The sequence below is a fragment of the Metapseudomonas otitidis genome, from assembly GCF_900111835.1.
GTDB lineage: Bacteria > Pseudomonadota > Gammaproteobacteria > Pseudomonadales > Pseudomonadaceae > Metapseudomonas > Metapseudomonas otitidis.
Map to the genome: position 1 here is coordinate 93,885 of NZ_FOJP01000004.1, position 16,227 is coordinate 110,111.

General features: G+C 70.6%; 16 protein-coding genes. 14 read left to right on the plus strand and 2 right to left on the minus strand.

What is annotated here, in order from left to right:
* Window position 1: 1 nt before the first annotated feature.
* Window positions 2–1,246, plus strand: coding sequence for a lipoprotein-releasing ABC transporter permease subunit (locus BM198_RS06315; protein ID WP_074968643.1), 1,245 nt, complete (start codon window positions 2–4; stop codon window positions 1,244–1,246).
* A gap of 63 nt (window positions 1,247–1,309) precedes the next feature.
* Here BM198_RS06315 and BM198_RS06320 read toward each other — a convergent pair whose 3' ends face one another.
* Complete coding sequence (locus BM198_RS06320) at window positions 1,310–1,840, minus strand: DUF2062 domain-containing protein (protein ID WP_044404954.1); 531 nt, start codon at window positions 1,838–1,840, stop codon at window positions 1,310–1,312.
* A gap of 146 nt (window positions 1,841–1,986) precedes the next feature.
* On the opposite strand from BM198_RS06320, the gene BM198_RS06325 reads away from it, so the two are divergent.
* From BM198_RS06325 to murB, 8 genes are all read left to right on the plus strand, one after another.
* Window positions 1,987–4,209, plus strand: a complete 2,223-nt coding sequence (locus tag BM198_RS06325) for a DNA internalization-related competence protein ComEC/Rec2 (RefSeq protein ID WP_074968645.1) — start codon at window positions 1,987–1,989, stop codon at window positions 4,207–4,209.
* 72 nt (window positions 4,210–4,281) lie between these two features.
* The gene (locus BM198_RS06330) at window positions 4,282–4,917 is read left to right on the plus strand and encodes a MotA/TolQ/ExbB proton channel family protein (RefSeq protein WP_044404948.1); all 636 of its coding nucleotides are present in this window, start codon (window positions 4,282–4,284) and stop codon (window positions 4,915–4,917) included.
* Complete coding sequence (locus tag BM198_RS06335) at window positions 4,914–5,357, plus strand: ExbD/TolR family protein (protein WP_044404945.1); 444 nt, start codon at window positions 4,914–4,916, stop codon at window positions 5,355–5,357. The genes BM198_RS06330 and BM198_RS06335 overlap by 4 nt, the downstream gene beginning before the upstream one ends.
* Window positions 5,357–6,361, plus strand: a complete 1,005-nt coding sequence (lpxK, locus tag BM198_RS06340) for a tetraacyldisaccharide 4'-kinase (protein ID WP_074968647.1) — start codon at window positions 5,357–5,359, stop codon at window positions 6,359–6,361. Before BM198_RS06335 ends, lpxK begins: the two co-directional genes overlap by 1 nt.
* A gap of 35 nt (window positions 6,362–6,396) precedes the next feature.
* Window positions 6,397–6,582, plus strand: coding sequence for a Trm112 family protein (locus BM198_RS06345; protein WP_069561688.1), 186 nt, complete (start codon window positions 6,397–6,399; stop codon window positions 6,580–6,582).
* Entirely contained in the window at window positions 6,582–7,346 is a 765-nt protein-coding gene (gene kdsB / locus BM198_RS06350) for a 3-deoxy-manno-octulosonate cytidylyltransferase (protein WP_074968649.1), read from the plus strand. The genes BM198_RS06345 and kdsB overlap by 1 nt, the downstream gene beginning before the upstream one ends.
* Window positions 7,346–7,807, plus strand: coding sequence for a low molecular weight protein-tyrosine-phosphatase (locus tag BM198_RS06355; RefSeq protein ID WP_074968651.1), 462 nt, complete (start codon window positions 7,346–7,348; stop codon window positions 7,805–7,807). The genes kdsB and BM198_RS06355 overlap by 1 nt, the downstream gene beginning before the upstream one ends.
* Entirely contained in the window at window positions 7,804–8,823 is a 1,020-nt protein-coding gene (gene murB, locus BM198_RS06360) for a UDP-N-acetylmuramate dehydrogenase (protein WP_074968653.1), read from the plus strand. The genes BM198_RS06355 and murB overlap by 4 nt, the downstream gene beginning before the upstream one ends.
* A gap of 81 nt (window positions 8,824–8,904) precedes the next feature.
* Here the strand turns inward: murB and BM198_RS06365 are convergent, their stop codons facing one another.
* Window positions 8,905–9,966: an SMP-30/gluconolactonase/LRE family protein gene (locus BM198_RS06365; protein WP_074968655.1), complete on the minus strand. Its 1,062-nt coding sequence runs from the start codon at window positions 9,964–9,966 to the stop codon at window positions 8,905–8,907.
* Window positions 9,967–10,268: 302 nt separating this feature from the next.
* On the opposite strand from BM198_RS06365, the gene BM198_RS06370 reads away from it, so the two are divergent.
* The 5 genes from BM198_RS06370 to BM198_RS06390 all read left to right on the plus strand — a co-directional run bounded on the left by BM198_RS06370 (window position 10,269) and on the right by BM198_RS06390 (window position 16,168).
* Window positions 10,269–11,969, plus strand: coding sequence for a vWA domain-containing protein (locus BM198_RS06370; protein ID WP_074968657.1), 1,701 nt, complete (start codon window positions 10,269–10,271; stop codon window positions 11,967–11,969).
* Between the two features lies 1 nt (window position 11,970).
* Window positions 11,971–12,561, plus strand: coding sequence for an RNA polymerase sigma factor (locus BM198_RS06375; protein WP_074968659.1), 591 nt, complete (start codon window positions 11,971–11,973; stop codon window positions 12,559–12,561).
* Window positions 12,558–13,298, plus strand: a complete 741-nt coding sequence (locus BM198_RS06380; protein WP_074968661.1) for a hypothetical protein — start codon at window positions 12,558–12,560, stop codon at window positions 13,296–13,298. The genes BM198_RS06375 and BM198_RS06380 overlap by 4 nt, the downstream gene beginning before the upstream one ends.
* 78 nt (window positions 13,299–13,376) lie before the next feature.
* Complete coding sequence (locus tag BM198_RS06385; protein ID WP_074968663.1) at window positions 13,377–15,821, plus strand: hypothetical protein; 2,445 nt, start codon at window positions 13,377–13,379, stop codon at window positions 15,819–15,821.
* Entirely contained in the window at window positions 15,818–16,168 is a 351-nt protein-coding gene (locus tag BM198_RS06390) for a hypothetical protein (protein WP_044404913.1), read from the plus strand. Before BM198_RS06385 ends, BM198_RS06390 begins: the two co-directional genes overlap by 4 nt.
* Window positions 16,169–16,227 lie beyond the last annotated feature (59 nt).

Consider the following 16,227-nt stretch of genomic DNA (forward strand, 5'->3'; position numbering starts at 1 on the left):
CATGTTCAGACCGCTCGCCGTCTTCGTCGGGGCGCGCTACGTGCGCGCCAAGCGACGCAACCACTTCATCTCCTTCATCTCCCTGACCTCGATGATCGGGCTGGCGCTGGGCGTGCTGGCGATGATCGTGGTGCTCTCGGTGATGAACGGGTTCCAGAAGGAAATGAGCTCGCGCATCCTCGGCATGGTGCCCCACGCCACCCTGTCCGGGCCCGAGCCGCTGGCCGACTGGCGCCAGGTGGCCGAGGCCGCCTCGCGCAACCGCAACGTCACCGGCGTGGCGCCGTTCGCCGAGCTGGAGGGCATGCTCTCCTTCAAGGGGCTGATGCAGCCGGTGCAGATCAACGGCATCGACCCGGCGGAAGAGCCCAAGGTTTCCATCATCGGCCAGCACATGGTGCAGGGCTCGCTGCAGGACCTGCGCCCCGGCGAGTCCGGCATCGTCATCGGCGAGATCACCGCGCGGCGCTTCCGCCTCTCCGTGGGCGACAAGCTGACCCTGATCGTCCCCGAGCTGAGCAGCGCCCCGGGCGGCATCACCCCGCGCATGCAGCGCTTCAACGTGGTGGGCGTGTTCAAGGTCGGCGCCGAACTGGACAGCACCTTGGCGCTGATCAACGTCGCCGACGCCTCCGATGTGCTGCGCCTGCCGGAAGGCACCGTGCAGCGGGTGCGCATCGCCCTCAAGGACCTGTACCAGGCGCCCCAGGTGTCCGCCGAGATCGCCCGGCAGCTGGGCGCGGGCTACCGGGCCGACGACTGGACCCACACCCAGGGCAGCCTGTTCAGCGCGATGAAGATGGAGAAGACCATGATCGGCCTGCTGCTGATGCTGATCGTCGCCGTCGCCGCCTTCAACATCATCGCCACGCTGATCATGGTGGTCTCCGACAAGCGCGCCGACATCGCCATCCTCCGCACCCTAGGCGCCACGCCCCGGCAGATCATGGCGGTGTTCATGGTCCAGGGCAGCGTCATCGGCAGCGTCGGCACCCTGATCGGCACCCTGCTCGGCGTGGTCACGGCGCTCAACGTCAGCACCTGGATCGCCGCCCTGGAGCGCGCAACCGGCCTGCACATCTTCAGTTCCGATGTGTACTTCGTGGCCTACCTGCCGTCCGACCTGCAGGTGGGCGACGTGGTGATGGTCTGTGGCGCGGCCTTGCTGATGAGTTTCCTCGCCACCCTCTACCCGGCCTGGCGTGCCGCCCAGACCCACCCGGCCGAGGCCCTGCGCTACGAGTGATACCCGCCCGGATGCCGCAGACGAAAAAACGCCGCAGTGATGCGGCGTTTTCGTTTCCCGGTGTCAGGCCCCCGTGCGCTCGCGGCGGCGACGTTGCCGCTTGCGCCAGCTGTGGGCGACCCACCAGCGCCAATAGAGCATGGTGAGCACGTAGCCCAGCGCCCCCACCAGCACACCGCAGACCAGCGAGCCCAGCAGGAAGGGTTGCCACAGGGTGGACAGCTCCTGGGTGATCCACTCCCAGGTGAGCGAGTCCGGCAGCGTGCGCGGCGCCACGCCCATCAGCCAGGCGCCCATCTTGTAGGTGCAATAGAACACCGGCGGCATGGTGATAGGGTTCGTCAGCCACACCAGCCCCACCGAGATGGGCATGTTGGCCCGCACCATCACCGCCAGGCCGGCGGCCAGCAGCATCTGCATCGGGATCGGCACGAACGCCGCGAACAGCCCCATGGCCATCGCCCGCGAGACGGAATGGCGATTGAGGTGCCAGAGGTTGGGATCGTGCAGCAGCGTGCCGAGGAAACGCAGGGACTTGTGCTCCCTGATCGTGTCCGGGTTGGGCATGTAGCGTTTGAAGAGGTGGCGCGGCATCGGCGGTCTCGGCGGGCGGAAGCGCCGGTCATTATGCATAGCGATTCATGACACCGCCGGGACAGTTTGTGTCGATAAATGAACGAACCCGAGGCACCCGCTCAACCACGGGCCTCGGGTTCGCATCGTCTCCAGGGAGGGCAGGGATGCGAGGTTTCTGGCTGGCCCTGGCCGGTGGGCTGCTGGCGCTGCGCTTCCTGCCGGCGCTGCCGCCCGGTTGGCTGCTGCTGGGGCTGGCGGGCATCGGCGCGGTGCTGCTGCCCTGGCGGGCGCGAGCGCTGGGCGTCGCCCTGATCGGCTTCGCCTGGGCCTGTCACTGTGCCCAGGTCGCCCTCGACGACCGGCTCGACCCGGCGCTGGACGGCACCACCCGCTGGCTGCAGGGGCAGGTGGTCGGCCTGCCGCAGCAGGAGGGCGGCGTGGTGCGCTTCGAACTGGTGCCCGCTGCCATCGAAGGGCTGCGCCTGCCCGGGCGGATGCGGGTGTCCTGGTACGGCGGGCCGGAGGTGCGCAGCGGCGAGACCTGGCGACTGGCCGTCACCCTTCGCCGCCCGCGTGGCCTGGTGAACCCCCACACCTTCGACTACGAGGCCTGGCTGCTGGCCCGGCATATCGGTGCCACCGGCACGGTGAAGGCGGGCGAGCGGCTCATGGCGGCCGAAGGGCCCGGCGCCTGGCGTGACGACCTGCGCCAGGCCATCCAACAGGCCGAGGCGCGGGGGCGCAACGGCACCATCGCCGCGCTGGTCCTGGGCGACGGCTCCGGCCTCAGCAGCCGCGACTGGCGGCACCTGCAGGACACCGGCACGGTTCACCTGATGGTTATCTCCGGGCAGCACATCTCCCTGCTGGCACTGCTGCTCTACGGTGCCGTGGCCGCCCTGGCCCGGCTCGGGCTCTGGCCAACGCGCCTGCTCTGGCTGCCCTGTGCCTGCGCGCTGGCCCTGGCTGGTGCTCTCGGCTATGGGGCGTTGGCCGGGTTCGACGTACCGGTGCAGCGCGCCTGCCTGATGACCGCCCTGGTGCTGCTCTGGCGCCTGCGTTTCCGCCGGCTCGGGGTGGTCACGCCACTGTTGGCGGTGCTCTGCGCCGTGCTGCTGGTGGACCCGCTGGCCTCCCTGCAGGCGGGCTTCTGGCTCTCCTTCGCAGCCGTAGCGCTGCTGGTGCTGGTGTTCGCCGGGCGCCTGGGCAGCCCGCCGGCCTGGCGCAGCGCATGGCGGGCACAGTGGGCCCTGAGCCTGGCGCTGACTCCGGCGCTGATGGCTCTTGCCCTGCCCATCAGCCTCAGCGGCCCCCTGGCCAACCTGGTGGCGGTGCCCTGGGTCAGCTTCGTCTCGGTGCCGTTGTCCCTGGCCGGCACGGCCCTGCATGCCGTGCCCGACCTGGGTGAAGGCCTGCTGTGGCTGGCGGGGCTTTCCCTGGAAGGGCTCTTCCTTCTATTGGGCTGGGTCGCCGAGGCGATGCCGGCCTGGCAGGCGCCTGCGCTGGCGGTCTGGACCTGGGCCCTGGTGCTGCTGGGCTGCCTGCTGCTGATCCTGCCGCCGGCGCTGCCCTTTCGCCTGCCGGGCCTGCTGTTGCTGGTGCTGCTGGTTTGGCCGCCCCTGCAGCGGCCTGCGTCCGGTACGGCGGATGTCCGCGTGCTGGACGTGGGGCAGGGCCTGGCGGTGCTGGTGCTTACCGAGCACCACGCCTTGCTGTATGACGCCGGCCCGCGCCAGGGCGGCTTCGACCTGGGCGAGCGGGTGGTGGTGCCGGCCCTGCGCGGGCTGGGTGTACGGCATCTGGACGAACTGCTGCTGAGCCACGCCGACAACGATCATTCCGGCGGGACCGAGGCGGTGGTGCATGCCCTGTCCGTGGTGCGGGTGATCAGCGGCGAGGTGGAGCGCCTGCCGCCCGGCCTCAACGCCCAGCCCTGCGAAGCCCGCCAGTGGGAGTGGGATGGTGTGCACCTGCGCACCTGGCGCTGGCCCGAGGCCCGCGACAGCAATGATCGCTCCTGCGTGCTCACCCTCGAGGCCAACGGCGAGCGCCTGCACCTGACCGGCGACCTCGGCCAGGCCGCCGAAGCCGCCTGGGTGGAGAGCGGCGAGCCCCTCGCTGCGGACTGGCTGCTGGCGCCCCACCATGGCAGCCGCAGCTCCTCCTCGGCGCGCCTGCTGCAGGCGGTGCGGCCGCGCGGGGCGCTGATCTCCCGGGGCGCGCGCAACGCCTTCGGCCATCCCCATCCCCAGGTGCTGGCGCGTTACCGTGCGCTGCCGGCGGCTCTTTACGACACCGCCGAGTCCGGCGCGCTGCTGATTCGCCTGGGCACCCACGGCGAGGTGTCGGGACTGCGGAGCCAGGCACGTTTCTGGCGGGAAAAATGAGAACAGCGACGGTCGGCGGGCCGGGTGCCCTGTGCTAGAGTTGCGCGACTTTTTTCGAGGGGATTTACCACCGTGTGGGAGCTGGTCAAAGCAGGCGGCTGGATGATGCTGCCGATCATTCTGAGTTCCGTGGTCGCCACCGCCATCATCGCCGAGCGTCTCTGGACGCTGCGCAAGAACCGTGTCGCACCGCCGCAACTGCTGGGTCAGGTCTGGCGCATGGTCAAGGACAAGCAGCTCAACAGCCAGAAGCTCAAGGAGCTGCGCGCCTCCTCGCCGCTGGGTGAGGTGCTCGCCGCAGGCCTGGCCAACTCCAAGCACGGTCGCGAGATCATGAAGGAGTGCATCGAGGAGGCCGCGTCCCGCGTCATCCACGAGCTGGAGCGCTACCTCAACACCCTCGGCACCATCGCCGCCATGGGCCCGCTGCTCGGCCTGCTGGGCACCGTGTTCGGCATGATCGAGATCTTCGGCGGCTTCATGGACAACGGCATGGCCAACGCCCCGGCCCTGGCTGGCGGTATCGGCAAGGCGCTGATCACCACCGCCGCCGGCCTGATGGTCGCCATCCCCGCCGTGTTCTTCCACCGCTTCCTGCTGCGTCGTGTCGACGAGCTGGTGGTGGCCATGGAACAGGACGCGATCAAGCTGGTGGAAGTGACCCAGGGCGACCGTGAAGTGGACTTCGCAGAGGAAGGCAAAGCGTGAAGTTCCGCCGTCGGGCGGGCAACGTGGCCCGCGAGGAAGTCTTCCTCAACCTGACCTCGTTCATCGACGTCATCTTCGTGCTGCTGCTGTTCTTCGTGGTCACCACCACCTTCAGCCGCCCCAGCGAGATGAAGATCGAACTGCCCGAGGCGGTCAGCGGCACGCCCACCGAGGCCACCACCGAGAAGACCCTGGAGCTGAGCATCAGCGCCGACGGGCAGTACGCCCTCAACGGCCAGGTGCTGGTGAAGAACGACCTCACCACCCTGATGAACGCCCTCGGCAAGGAATCCGGTGGTGACAACAGCCTGCCGATGATCATCAGCGCCGACGCCAAGACCACTCACCAGTCGGTGATCACCGCCATGGATGCCGCCGGCAAGCTTGGCTTCAGCAAGCTGCGCATCACCACCGTCGAGGCCCAGCCGGAGAAGCCCTGATGGCCTTCTCCGACCGCCTGCTGGAGGCCTGGTACCGGGGCCATCCCGCACTGGGCCTGCTGCGCCCGCTCGAGGCCCTCTACCGCCGCATCGCTGCCCGCCGCCGCGCCGCCTTCCTGGCCGGCGAGGGCGAGATCTACCGCGCCCCGGTCCCGGTGATGGTGGTGGGCAACATCACCGTCGGCGGCACCGGCAAGACCCCGATGATCCTCTGGCTGATCGAGCACTGCCGGCAGCGCGGCCTGCGCGTCGGGGTGGTCAGCCGGGGCTACGGCGCCGAGCCGCCGCACCTGCCCTGGCGGGTCGAGGCCGACCAGAGCGCCGCCGTCGCCGGTGACGAACCCCTGCTGATCGTCCAGCGCAGCGGCGTGCCGCTGGTGATCGACCCCGACCGTTCCCGCGCCGTCCGCGCGCTGCTGGAGGAGGGGCCCTTCGACCTCATCCTCAGCGACGACGGCCTGCAGCATTACCGCCTGGCGCGGGACATCGAACTGGTGCTGATCGACGCCGCCCGTGGCCTCGGCAATCGCCGCTGCCTGCCGGCCGGCCCCCTGCGCGAGCCCGCCGAGCGCCTGGCCAGTGTCGATGCCGTGCTCTACAACGGCGCAGACGAGGGTCCAGACGGCGCCCACGGCTTCCGTTTGCGCCCCTCGGCGCTGGTCAACCTGCGCAGCGGCGAGCGCGTCGGGCTCGAACATTTCCCCCCCGGCCAGGCCCTGCACGCGGTGGCCGGCATCGGCAACCCGCAGCGTTTCTTCACCACGCTCGAGGCGCTAAACTGGCGCCCGATTCCGCATGCCTTCGCCGATCACGCCCGCTTCGGGCCCGCCGAGCTGCAGTTCAGCCCGCCGCTGCCCCTGGTGATGACGGAGAAGGACGCGGTCAAGTGCCGGGCCTTCGCCGGCGCCGACTGGTGGTACCTGGCGGTGGACGCCGCACCATCCGCCGGCTTCGTCCGCTGGCTCGATGCGCGCCTCGCCGCACTGGCGCCGGCCCGCCCCTGAAACCCGCCCCCGAGGCGGTCACCAAGGATTCCCCCATGGACCCGAAACTGCTCGACATCCTCGCCTGCCCGCTGTGCAAGGGCCCGCTCAAGCTCGCCGACGACAAGAGCGAGCTGATCTGCAAGAACGACGCCCTGGCCTTCCCCGTGCGTGAAGGCATCCCGGTGATGCTCGAAGGCGAAGCCCGCACCCTCAACGTCGACGAACGGCTGGACAAGTGATGGGCCAGGCCTTCACCGTCGTCATCCCCGCCCGCTACGCCTCCACCCGCCTGCCCGGCAAGCCCCTGCAGGACATCGGCGGCAAGCCGATGATCCAGCACGTCTGGGAGCAGGCCCGCCGCAGCGCCGCCGAGCGCGTGGTGGTGGCCACCGATGATACGCGCATCGTCGAGGCCTGCCAGGGCTTCGGCGCCGAGGTGGTGCTGACCCGCGTCGACCACAACTCCGGCACCGACCGCCTGGCCGAAGTGGCCACCCAACTGGGCCTGGCCGGCGACGCCATCGTGGTCAACGTCCAGGGCGACGAGCCGCTGATCCCCCCGGCGATCATCGACCAGGTGGCTGCCAACCTGGCTGCCCACCCGGAAGCCGGCATCGCCACCCTGGCCGAGCCCATCGGCGAGGTGCAGGCCCTGTTCAACCCCAACGTGGTGAAGGTGGTGACCGACCTCAACGGCCTGGCCCTGACCTTCAGCCGCGCACCGCTGCCCTGGGCGCGGGACGCCTTCGCCCGGGACCGCGACAGCCTGCCGGCCGGCGTGCCCTACCGCCGCCACATCGGCATCTACGCCTACCGCGCCGGCTTCCTGCATGACTTCGTCGCCTGGGGCCCGTGCTGGCTGGAAGACACCGAGTGCCTGGAGCAGCTGCGTGCCCTCTGGCACGGCGTGCGCATCCACGTCGCCGATGCCCTGGAAGCCCCGGCTGCCGGGGTCGACACCGCCGAAGACCTGGAGCGGGTCCGCCGCCTGCTGGGGGCCTGATGCGCGTTCTCTTCGTCTGCCTCGGCAACATCTGCCGCTCGCCCACCGCCGAGGGGGTCCTGCGCGGCAAGCTGGAACAGGCCGGCCTGGCTGAACGGGTGGAAGTGGATTCCGCCGGCACCGCCGGCTGGCACGTCGGCAAGGCGCCGGACCCGCGCACCTGCCAGGCCGCCGCCAAGCGCGGCTACGACCTTTCCGCCCTGCGTGCGCGCCAGGTCAGCGCCGAGGACTTCCAGCGCTTCGACCTGGTCCTGGCCATGGACCACTCCAACCTGCGCGACCTCAAGGCCCTGCACGCCGGCCGGGGCAACGCCCCGGACCTGTTCCTGCGCCGCTACGGCCTGGCCACCGAGGAAGTGCCCGATCCCTACTACGGCGGGGAAGACGGCTTCGAGACCGTGCTCGACCTGGTGGAGCAGGCCTGCGACGGCCTGATCGCCGAGATCCGGGAGCGCCTGTGAGCCTGCAGCTGCACGACAACCAGCCCCTCAAGCCCTACAACACCTTCGGCGTATCGGTGCAGGCGCGCCTGTTCGCCGAGGCCCGCACCGACGACGAGGTGCGCGAAGCGCTGGCCCTGGCCGCCGAGCGCGGCCTGCCCCTGCAGGTGATCGGCGGCGGCAGCAACCTGCTGCTGACCCGTGACCTCGACGCCCTGGTGCTGCGCATGGCCAGCCGTGGCATCCGCGTGCTGGCCGAGGCTGATGGGCGCGTCATCGTCGAAGCCGAAGCCGGCGAACCCTGGCACCCCTTCGTGCTCTGGACCCTCGACCAGGGCCTGGCCGGGCTGGAGAACCTCAGCCTGATCCCGGGCACGGTCGGCGCCGCGCCGATGCAGAACATCGGTGCCTACGGGGTGGAGATCAAGGACGTCTTCGTCGGCCTCACCGCCCTGGATCGCCAGAGCGGCGAGCTGCACGAGTTCGGCCTCGACGACTGCGCCTTCGGCTACCGCGAGAGCCGCTTCAAGCGCGAGGCAGGCCGCTGGGTGATCCTGCGCGTGCGCTTCGCCCTGGGCCGCGCCGCCGCCTTGCACCTGGACTACGGCCCGGTGCGCCAGCGCCTGGAGGCCGAAGGCATCAGCGCGCCGACCCCGCGTGATGTCAGCCGCGCCATCTGTGCCATCCGCAGCGAGAAGCTGCCGGACCCGGCCCAGCTCGGCAACGCCGGCAGCTTCTTCAAGAACCCCGTGGTGCCGGCCGCCCAGGCCGAGGCGCTGCGCCAGCAGTACCCCGACCTGGTGGCCTATCCCCAGGGCGAAGGCCTGGCGAAGCTCGCTGCCGGCTGGCTGATCGACAAGGCCGGCTGGAAGGGTTTCCGCGAAGGGGATGCGGGCGTCCATCGCCTGCAGGCGCTGGTGCTGGTGAACCATGGCCAGGCCACCGGTGGGGAGATCCACGCCCTGGCCGGGCGCATCCAGGCGGACATCGCCGCCCGGTTCGGGGTCGAGCTGGAGATGGAGCCCAACCTGCTCTGACCCCTGGCAGGCTGCGGGAATACCGACGGCGTTGAAAACGCCCGTCCGGAGGGCTCTCCCAGGCGGGAGAGCCCTTTTGCCTCAATGCAGCTTCAGCTTGCCGATGCGGTCGTTGTCCAGGCTGCCGAAGTACAGCGTGTCGCCCACCGGCTTCACCGACGTGATCATGCGCAGGTGCGTGCCGCTGGTGTCGTGCAGGCTGCGGATGATCTGCCCGTTCTCGTCCAGCGCGATCACCAGCCCGTAGGGCACCGGCTTCGGCCACAGCGCGCGGGGCAGCTTGGCGATCTGTGCCTTCAGCCAGGGCTGGGTGTGGAGGAAGTCCGCATCGGCCTTGCGCGGGGAGGGCAGGGCCACCCAGAAGGTGCCCTTGCGGTCGCCCTGCAGGTTGTCCGGCAGGCCCGGCAGGTTGTCGATGAACACGTCATGGGTCCCGGCCTTCTCGCCGCTCAGCCAGTAGCGGGTGATGCGGTAGCGGTAGGTTTCGTTCACCAGCACGAAGTCTTCCTTGGCCGACAGCGCCACGCCGTTGGCGAAGTACAGGTCCTTGAGCAGCACCTCCACCTTGCCGGTGGCCGGGTCGTAGCGCATCAGGCGGCCATGGGGGCGGGCTTCCAGCAGGTCCAGCAGGTAGTCCGGCTGCTGGAACTTGTCCGAGGCGTCGGTGAAATAGATGCGGCCGTCGCTGGCGATGTCCAGGTCGTCGGTGAAGCGGAACGGGCCGCCTTCGGCCTCGGTAGCCAGCACCTTGATGGTGCCTTTCGGGTCGATGCTCAGCAGCCCCTTGTAGGCGTCGCCGACGATCAGGTTGCCCTGGGCGTCGAAGTCCATGCCCAGCGGACGGCCACCGGTCTCGGCGAAGGTTTCCAGGCGCCCGTCGGTGTCGATGCGCACCACGCGGCCGTCATGCAGGCCGGCGTAGACGCGGCCCTGGGCATCCACGGCGGTGTCTTCCGGCCCGTGCACCTGCCCCTTGGCCAGCAGCTCGGCCTTCATCAGCGTGTCGTTGGGTTCCAGCACCCCGGTCATGGTCGGCGCCGGCGGCGCATCCCAGGCCAGCGGGTCGATGGGGGAGGGGGTGAAGGCAAGGTAGAGGGTGAGCGCGAGGATCAACAGGGCCAGCAGGCCCAGCAACTTCTTCATGTCCGAATTCCCTGGCGGTGGCCCACGGGGCCTGGTTGTTGTCGGAGGCGGCTCTTTCGTGGCGTGCCGGCCGCCCCGGGGGATCGGCGCGAGGCCGAAGGTCCGAGGCGGGATGCTACTGCGTCGCGGTTAGGGTGGGGAGGTTTTTTACGGCCGACCCGCAAGCGGCGGCCGTTTTTCCGCCGCCAGGGGGGGGCGCATTCTCGAACCGCAAAAAAACTTCACACCCCTTAACCCGTTCGCCGAACCCCCTCCGTCTACTGGTGCACAAGGACATTCCGGTCCCCCCAGGAGAACCCGCCATGCACCCGCTCCAAGCCCTGACCCGTCGCCCCCTCGCCGCCGGTTTCGCCGCCACCCTGCTGCTCGCCCTGGCCGCCTGCTCCCAGCATGGCGGGGAGACCCGCGGCGCCGCCAACGAGTCGCAGAAAGACAGCCTGGCCGCCAAGCCCGTCGCCATCGAAGCCATCGCCATCGAACCCAGCGCCAGCTACGCGGTGATGGAGCACAAGATGATGGCACCGGTGGCCCCCGCGCCGCTGACCGACAGCCTCCCCGGCTACCAGGACAGCTACCGCGAGCAGTACGCCAAGGTGGAAGAGAGCAGCGTCCACGCCGTGGCCGCCGAGCCGGTCTCCACCTTCAGCATCGACGTCGACACCGGCGCCTACGCCAACGTACGGCGCTTCCTCAACGGTGGGAGCCTGCCGCCCAAGGAGGCGGTGCGCCTCGAGGAGATGGTCAACTACTTCCCCTACAACTACCCGCTGCCCAAGGGCAACGTGCCGTTCGGCATCGACACCGAACTGGCCCGCTCGCCGTGGAACCCCGAGGCGCGCCTGCTGCGCATCGCCATCAAGGCCTCCGACACCCAGGTCGCACGCATTCCCCCGGCCAACCTGGTGTTCTTGGTGGACGTCTCCGGCTCCATGGACCGTCGCGAAGGCTTGCCCATGGTGCAGGGCACCCTGAAGCTGCTGGTGGACCAGCTGCGCCCCGAGGACCGCGTGTCCCTCGTCACCTACGCCGGCGAAGCCCGCGTGGTGCTGGAGTCCACCCCGGGCAACGAGAAGGAGAAGATCCGCGCCGCCATCGACCAGCTGGCCGCCGGGGGCTCCACCGCCGGCGAGTCCGGCATCCAGCTGGCCTATGCCCAGGCGCGCAAGGGCCTGATCAAGGACGGCATCAATCGCATCCTCCTGGCCACCGACGGTGACTTCAACGTCGGCATCAGCGACTTCGACAGCCTCAAGGCCCTGGCCGAAGAGAAGCGCCGCACCGGCATCTCCCTCACCACCCTCGGCTTTGGCGTGGACAACTACAACGAACACCTGATGGAACAGCTGGCCGATGCCGGCGACGGCAACTACGCCTACATCGACAGCCTGCGCGAAGCCCGCAAGGTGCTGGTGGACCAGCTCAGCTCCACCCTCCAGGTGGTGGCCAAGGACGTGAAGCTGCAGGTGGAATTCAACCCCGCCCAGGTCAGCGAATACCGCCTGCTGGGCTACGAGAACCGTGCCCTCAAGCGCGAAGATTTCAGCAACGACAAGGTCGATGCCGGCGAGATCGGCGCGGGCCACACCGTCACCGCGCTGTACGAGATCGTCCCGGCCGGCGGCAAGGGCTGGCTGGAGCCGCTGCGTTACCAGCCGGCCGCACCGGCGGCCGGCAAGGCCGGTGAGCTGGCCTGGCTGCGCATTCGCTACAAGGCGCCGGGCACCGACACCAGCCGCCTGCTGGAGCAACCCATCGCCGCCGCCGACGCCCGTCCCATCGCCCAGGCCAGCGACGACCTGCGCTTCGCCGCCTCGGTCGCCGCCTTCGCCCAGCAGCTCAAGGGCGCCCGCTACACCGGCCAGTTCGGCTACGCCGACACCCTGGCCCTGGCACGTGGCGCGCGCGGCGATGACCCCTACGGCCTGCGCAACGAGTTCGTGCAACTGGTGGAACTCGCGCAAAGCCTGCAAAATCCGGCCTCCAACCCGGTACGGACCGAGTGACTTGAGCGACACCATCACGGATGACGACGCCGCCCTGCTGCGGCGTTACCGACGCGGCGATGCCGAGGCCTTCGGCGTGCTCTACGCACGCCATCGCCTCGGCCTCTACCGTTTTCTCTGCGGCCTGTGCGGCGACAGCTCGCTGGCCGAAGAGATCTTCCAGGAGACCTGGCTCAGCCTGGTGCGCAGCGCCAGCGAGCAGCGCGAGGCCGTGGCCTTCCGCACCTGGCTCTACCAGATCGCCCGCAACCGGCTGATCGACCATTGGCGCAAGCACGGGCGGTTGCAAGGCAAGGTGGAGGCCTTCGACGAGCAGGCCCATGCCGACCTGCTGCCGAGCGAGGAGGCCGACGACCCCGAGGCCCAGCTGAGCCTCAGCCGCGACCGCCAGCGCCTGCAGGCCGCCCTGGACGAACTGCCCGGCGAGCAGCGAGAAGTCTTCCTGCTGCGCGCCCATGGCGACCTCGAACTGCACGAGATCGCCGAGATGACCCGCACACCCGCCGAGACGGTGAAGAGTCGCCTGCGCTATGCCCTGCAGAAGCTGCGCCGGCTGCTGGCCGACCCCGCCGCCGAGGAGATATCCGCATGAACCAGGACCCACGCAGAGAGGACGAGCTGGAGCGGCAATTGCTCGCCCACTTCCGTGCCCACGGCGAGGGCGAGCCCTCCGCCGAGCTGGATGCACGCATTCTCGCCGCCGCCCGCGAGGCCGTCCGCCCGCCGGTGCCGAGCCTGGGCCAGCGCCTGCATGCCTGGCTGTTCGGCCCCGGTGGCCGCCAGCGCTGGTCGGTGGCCTTCGCCGGCCTGGCCTGCCTGGGCGTGGGCGTCAGCCTGACCTTCCAGAACCTCGACCGGCAGCCGCCGGAGTACGCCGTTGCCCCCGCACCGGCCATGGCCCCAGCCGCCCCGGCGCCCCTGGCCCGTAGCGCCCCCGCCCCGGATGCGGGCTACAGCGCCGAGCCGGCTGCGCCGCCGATGCAGGCCTTTTCCGCGCCCGCGCCGGCGGCGGAGATGAAAAAGGCCGCGTCCCAGTTCGAGTCCGCCCCGGTGGCCGCGCTGGCCGACAGCGCCACTGCCGATGCGCGGATCGCCGAGCAGGCCCGCCTGGCCGCCGACGAGGCCTTCCCGCCCGCCGCCAAGCTGGCCAAGCCCGTAGCGGCGCCCCTCGAACCGGCCCTGCAGCAGGGCCTGCGCGAGGTGCTGGAGCTGCGACGCCAAGGCCAGACCAAGGCCGCCGACGAGCGCCTGGAGGCCCTGCGCAAGGCCTACCCCCGGCAGGACCTGGACGCCCTGCTGAAGGCCCTGGAGCCTTCCCCGGCGCCCTGATGGTCGCGACTTGCCGCCTGTGTCACGCCAGGGTGACGGTCGATCCGTCACCCTGTGACGCCCGCGCAGGAGCCTGACATGCCCCCCGTTCCCGAATCCGACGCCTCGACCGAGAGCCTGCCGCGCCTGTTGCTGGGGCTCGTCTGGCAACTGGCGGTGCTGGTGCTGCCGATCCTGCTGGTGGCCAGCCTGCCCTTGGCCGGTGCGGCCGCAAGCGTGGTGGGGCTGGCCCTGGTGCTGATCGCCGTCGCCCGCTGGCCGCGCATCGGCAAGGGCGTCAGCAGCCTGCTCACCAGCGTCGTGATCGGCGCCGCCTTCAGCCTGGGAGCCACGCTGCCCGGCTACTGGGGCATCGGCGCCGGCGTGCTCTGGGTGTTCATCGGCCTGGCCAGCGCGGCGACCCTGGAGCGTCGCCTGGGCCTGGCCAGCGCCCCGGTCACGGCCGAACCCATCGGCCCGGTGGACGCGGGCGCCCGGGGCACCAGCGCCTGGGGCGGCGGTGAGCTGCTCACGCCGGAGGGCGAGCCGGTGCGCACCCTGGGCTGGGGCGAGATCGCCATGGGCGGGCCGGTGTACACCGATTACCTGATGCCCGACGGCGTGCTGCTGGAGGGGCTAGGCAGCTCGGCCCGCTTCTCCGACGACGGCCGCTACTTCGCCGCGCCGATCCCCTCGCGCGGCGCCTGGTCGCTGGCGGTGTTCGATCGCCAGCAGCGCCGGCTCTACCACTGCGCCAACGACGCCTTCTGGGAGCTGGATGCCTTCAGTGGCGGCGAGCTGCGCGGTCGCCACAGCCCGCTGGTGTCGGACCAGGGCTACCGCCTCAGCCTCGAAGCCGTGCTGCGCGAGGCGACCTGCGAGGACTTCGTCGCCATCGGCGACCTCTGGCTCGCTCCCGGTTGGGCCGAGAGGCAGCAGCAGGCCGTGCTGGACCTCTCGCCCCCCACCGGCCCCCATCGCCTGCGCGGCGAGCCCTGGCTGCCGGAGCGACTGCGCGAGCGTGACGACCCGCTGCTGCTGCTGCGCTACCCCAGCTACCAGCTGTGGCTGGACGACGCCCCCACCGGGCTGCTGCTGCCCGACGACGCGCGCCCCGTGTGGCGAGCCGACGGCCTGGCCTTCGCCTGCCGCCTGCGCGACACCGCCCAGGAGCGCCCCTGGCCATGCCCTGTCCGGGTCTGGGAAGCCGGGCCGGGCTGGCGCACCCTGGACGACTGGCAGCCCCGGGAGGATGAGCCGCGCCTGATGCTCGAAGCGCCGCTCGCACTGGAGCCGACCCACCTGGTCATGCAGGCCCGCTTCGACCTCCCCGAACTGGACCAGATGGCGCATGGGAACGCCGTGCACCACATCTTCAACGAGGAACTCGAACGCCTGGCCGGCTTCGACGCCTGGGGCCGCGCCGGACCGGGTTTGCGTGCTGCCACGCGGCTGGAGCTGCTGCACCCCCTCGGCCGCGCCGCGCCGGTGATGCGGGCCGACCTGCGCCTGGCACCGCTGGCCGATGGCCGCCGCCCGTTGCTGGAGTGGCAGCGGGAGAGCGCCGACGGGCTGCGGGCTGCCTACCGCTGCCGCATCGGTGAGTGGGTGCTGGAGGGTGAGTGGTGCCTGGATCACCGTGTTTCCGCCTGCGGTCGCTACCTCGCACTGGTGGCGTTCGCCGAAGCCCCGGCCGTGCCCCATCGCCTGGTGGTGGCGGACGTGCCGGCCCGTCGCCTGCTGGGCATCGACCTCGGCCTGCCCCTGGCACGGCTGATGGATTTCCAGGACGGCATCGTCGAACTGGCCGTGGTGACCGGACGCCTGGCCGACACGCGCACGGCCACCCCGTTGCAGACCATCGACCAGCCACCACCCCCGGTGGCGAGCGCTGCGGATTTCCTCACGCGCCGTGAGGGCAGCCAGCTCTGCTATGCCCTGCGCCGCCTGCGTGTGGGCGCGGCACTCGAGCCGCTGCCCGACTGGCGCCCGCTGAGCCAGCCGCCCGCTTCCAACGCCTACGGCGACTTCGTGCTGCCGGCGCCCGCCGGCGGCAATGCGGCCTGGCTGTTCGGCAGCCGCACCGCCTATGGCGGCGCCTACCTGCATGAGCGCCTGCCGCGCCAGGGTGGGTACCTGCTCACCGCCTGCGGTTGCGCCCTTGCCGATCTCGCGCCGGCCATGGCCTGGTCGGCGGACGGCCGCTACCTGGCCCTGACCCGCCATGACGACGGTGAGTGGCACCTGCTGGTGCTGGACACCCTCGCGCACCGGCTCCACCCCTGGCCCGACCCCATCGGCCCGATGCCGCGTTTCGAAGGGTTCAGCGGAGGGGCGTTGCATTGGCGGAACCACCCGTACCACGACGACGTCGCAGAAGAGGCTGGCGAGCCTCGACACCTGCCCCTCGACGCCCTCCTGGGCGTCGCCCCCGAGGCGCTGGAGGCCGTGGACGGCCTCTGGCTGCCACCTTCCGAGCGCCTCCGTGCTGCCCAGTGGCGGCGCCTCGATACCGCCCATCTCGACCCCTGGAGACCCCAATGAGCGAGAGCATCCTCTCCCACGCCCTGACCATGCAGGTTCTCGGTTACATCGGCCTGGTGCCGCTGATCATCGCCTGGCTGGCCGGCATCGCCCTGTCCGTCCGCTACTGGCGCGAGCGCCCCCGGGCCGCCCGCTTCTGCCTGGCCAGCATGGGCGTGATGCTGGCCTGGACCCTGCTGCAGCAGGTGCTCTACCTCACCGTCTACCTGTGGGCCGAGGACATGGAGGCAGCGCGGGTGAGCGTGGTCTTCAGCGGCATCAGCGCCATCGGCGGGCTGGTCCATACCCTGGGCTTCGGCCTGCTGCTGGTGGCCGTATTCACCGGCCGTGAAGCCGCCCGCGAATGAAGCAGGGTTGCCAGTGTCCGCCTGGCGCGCCAGCATGGCGCACATCTCACCCTGCGGTA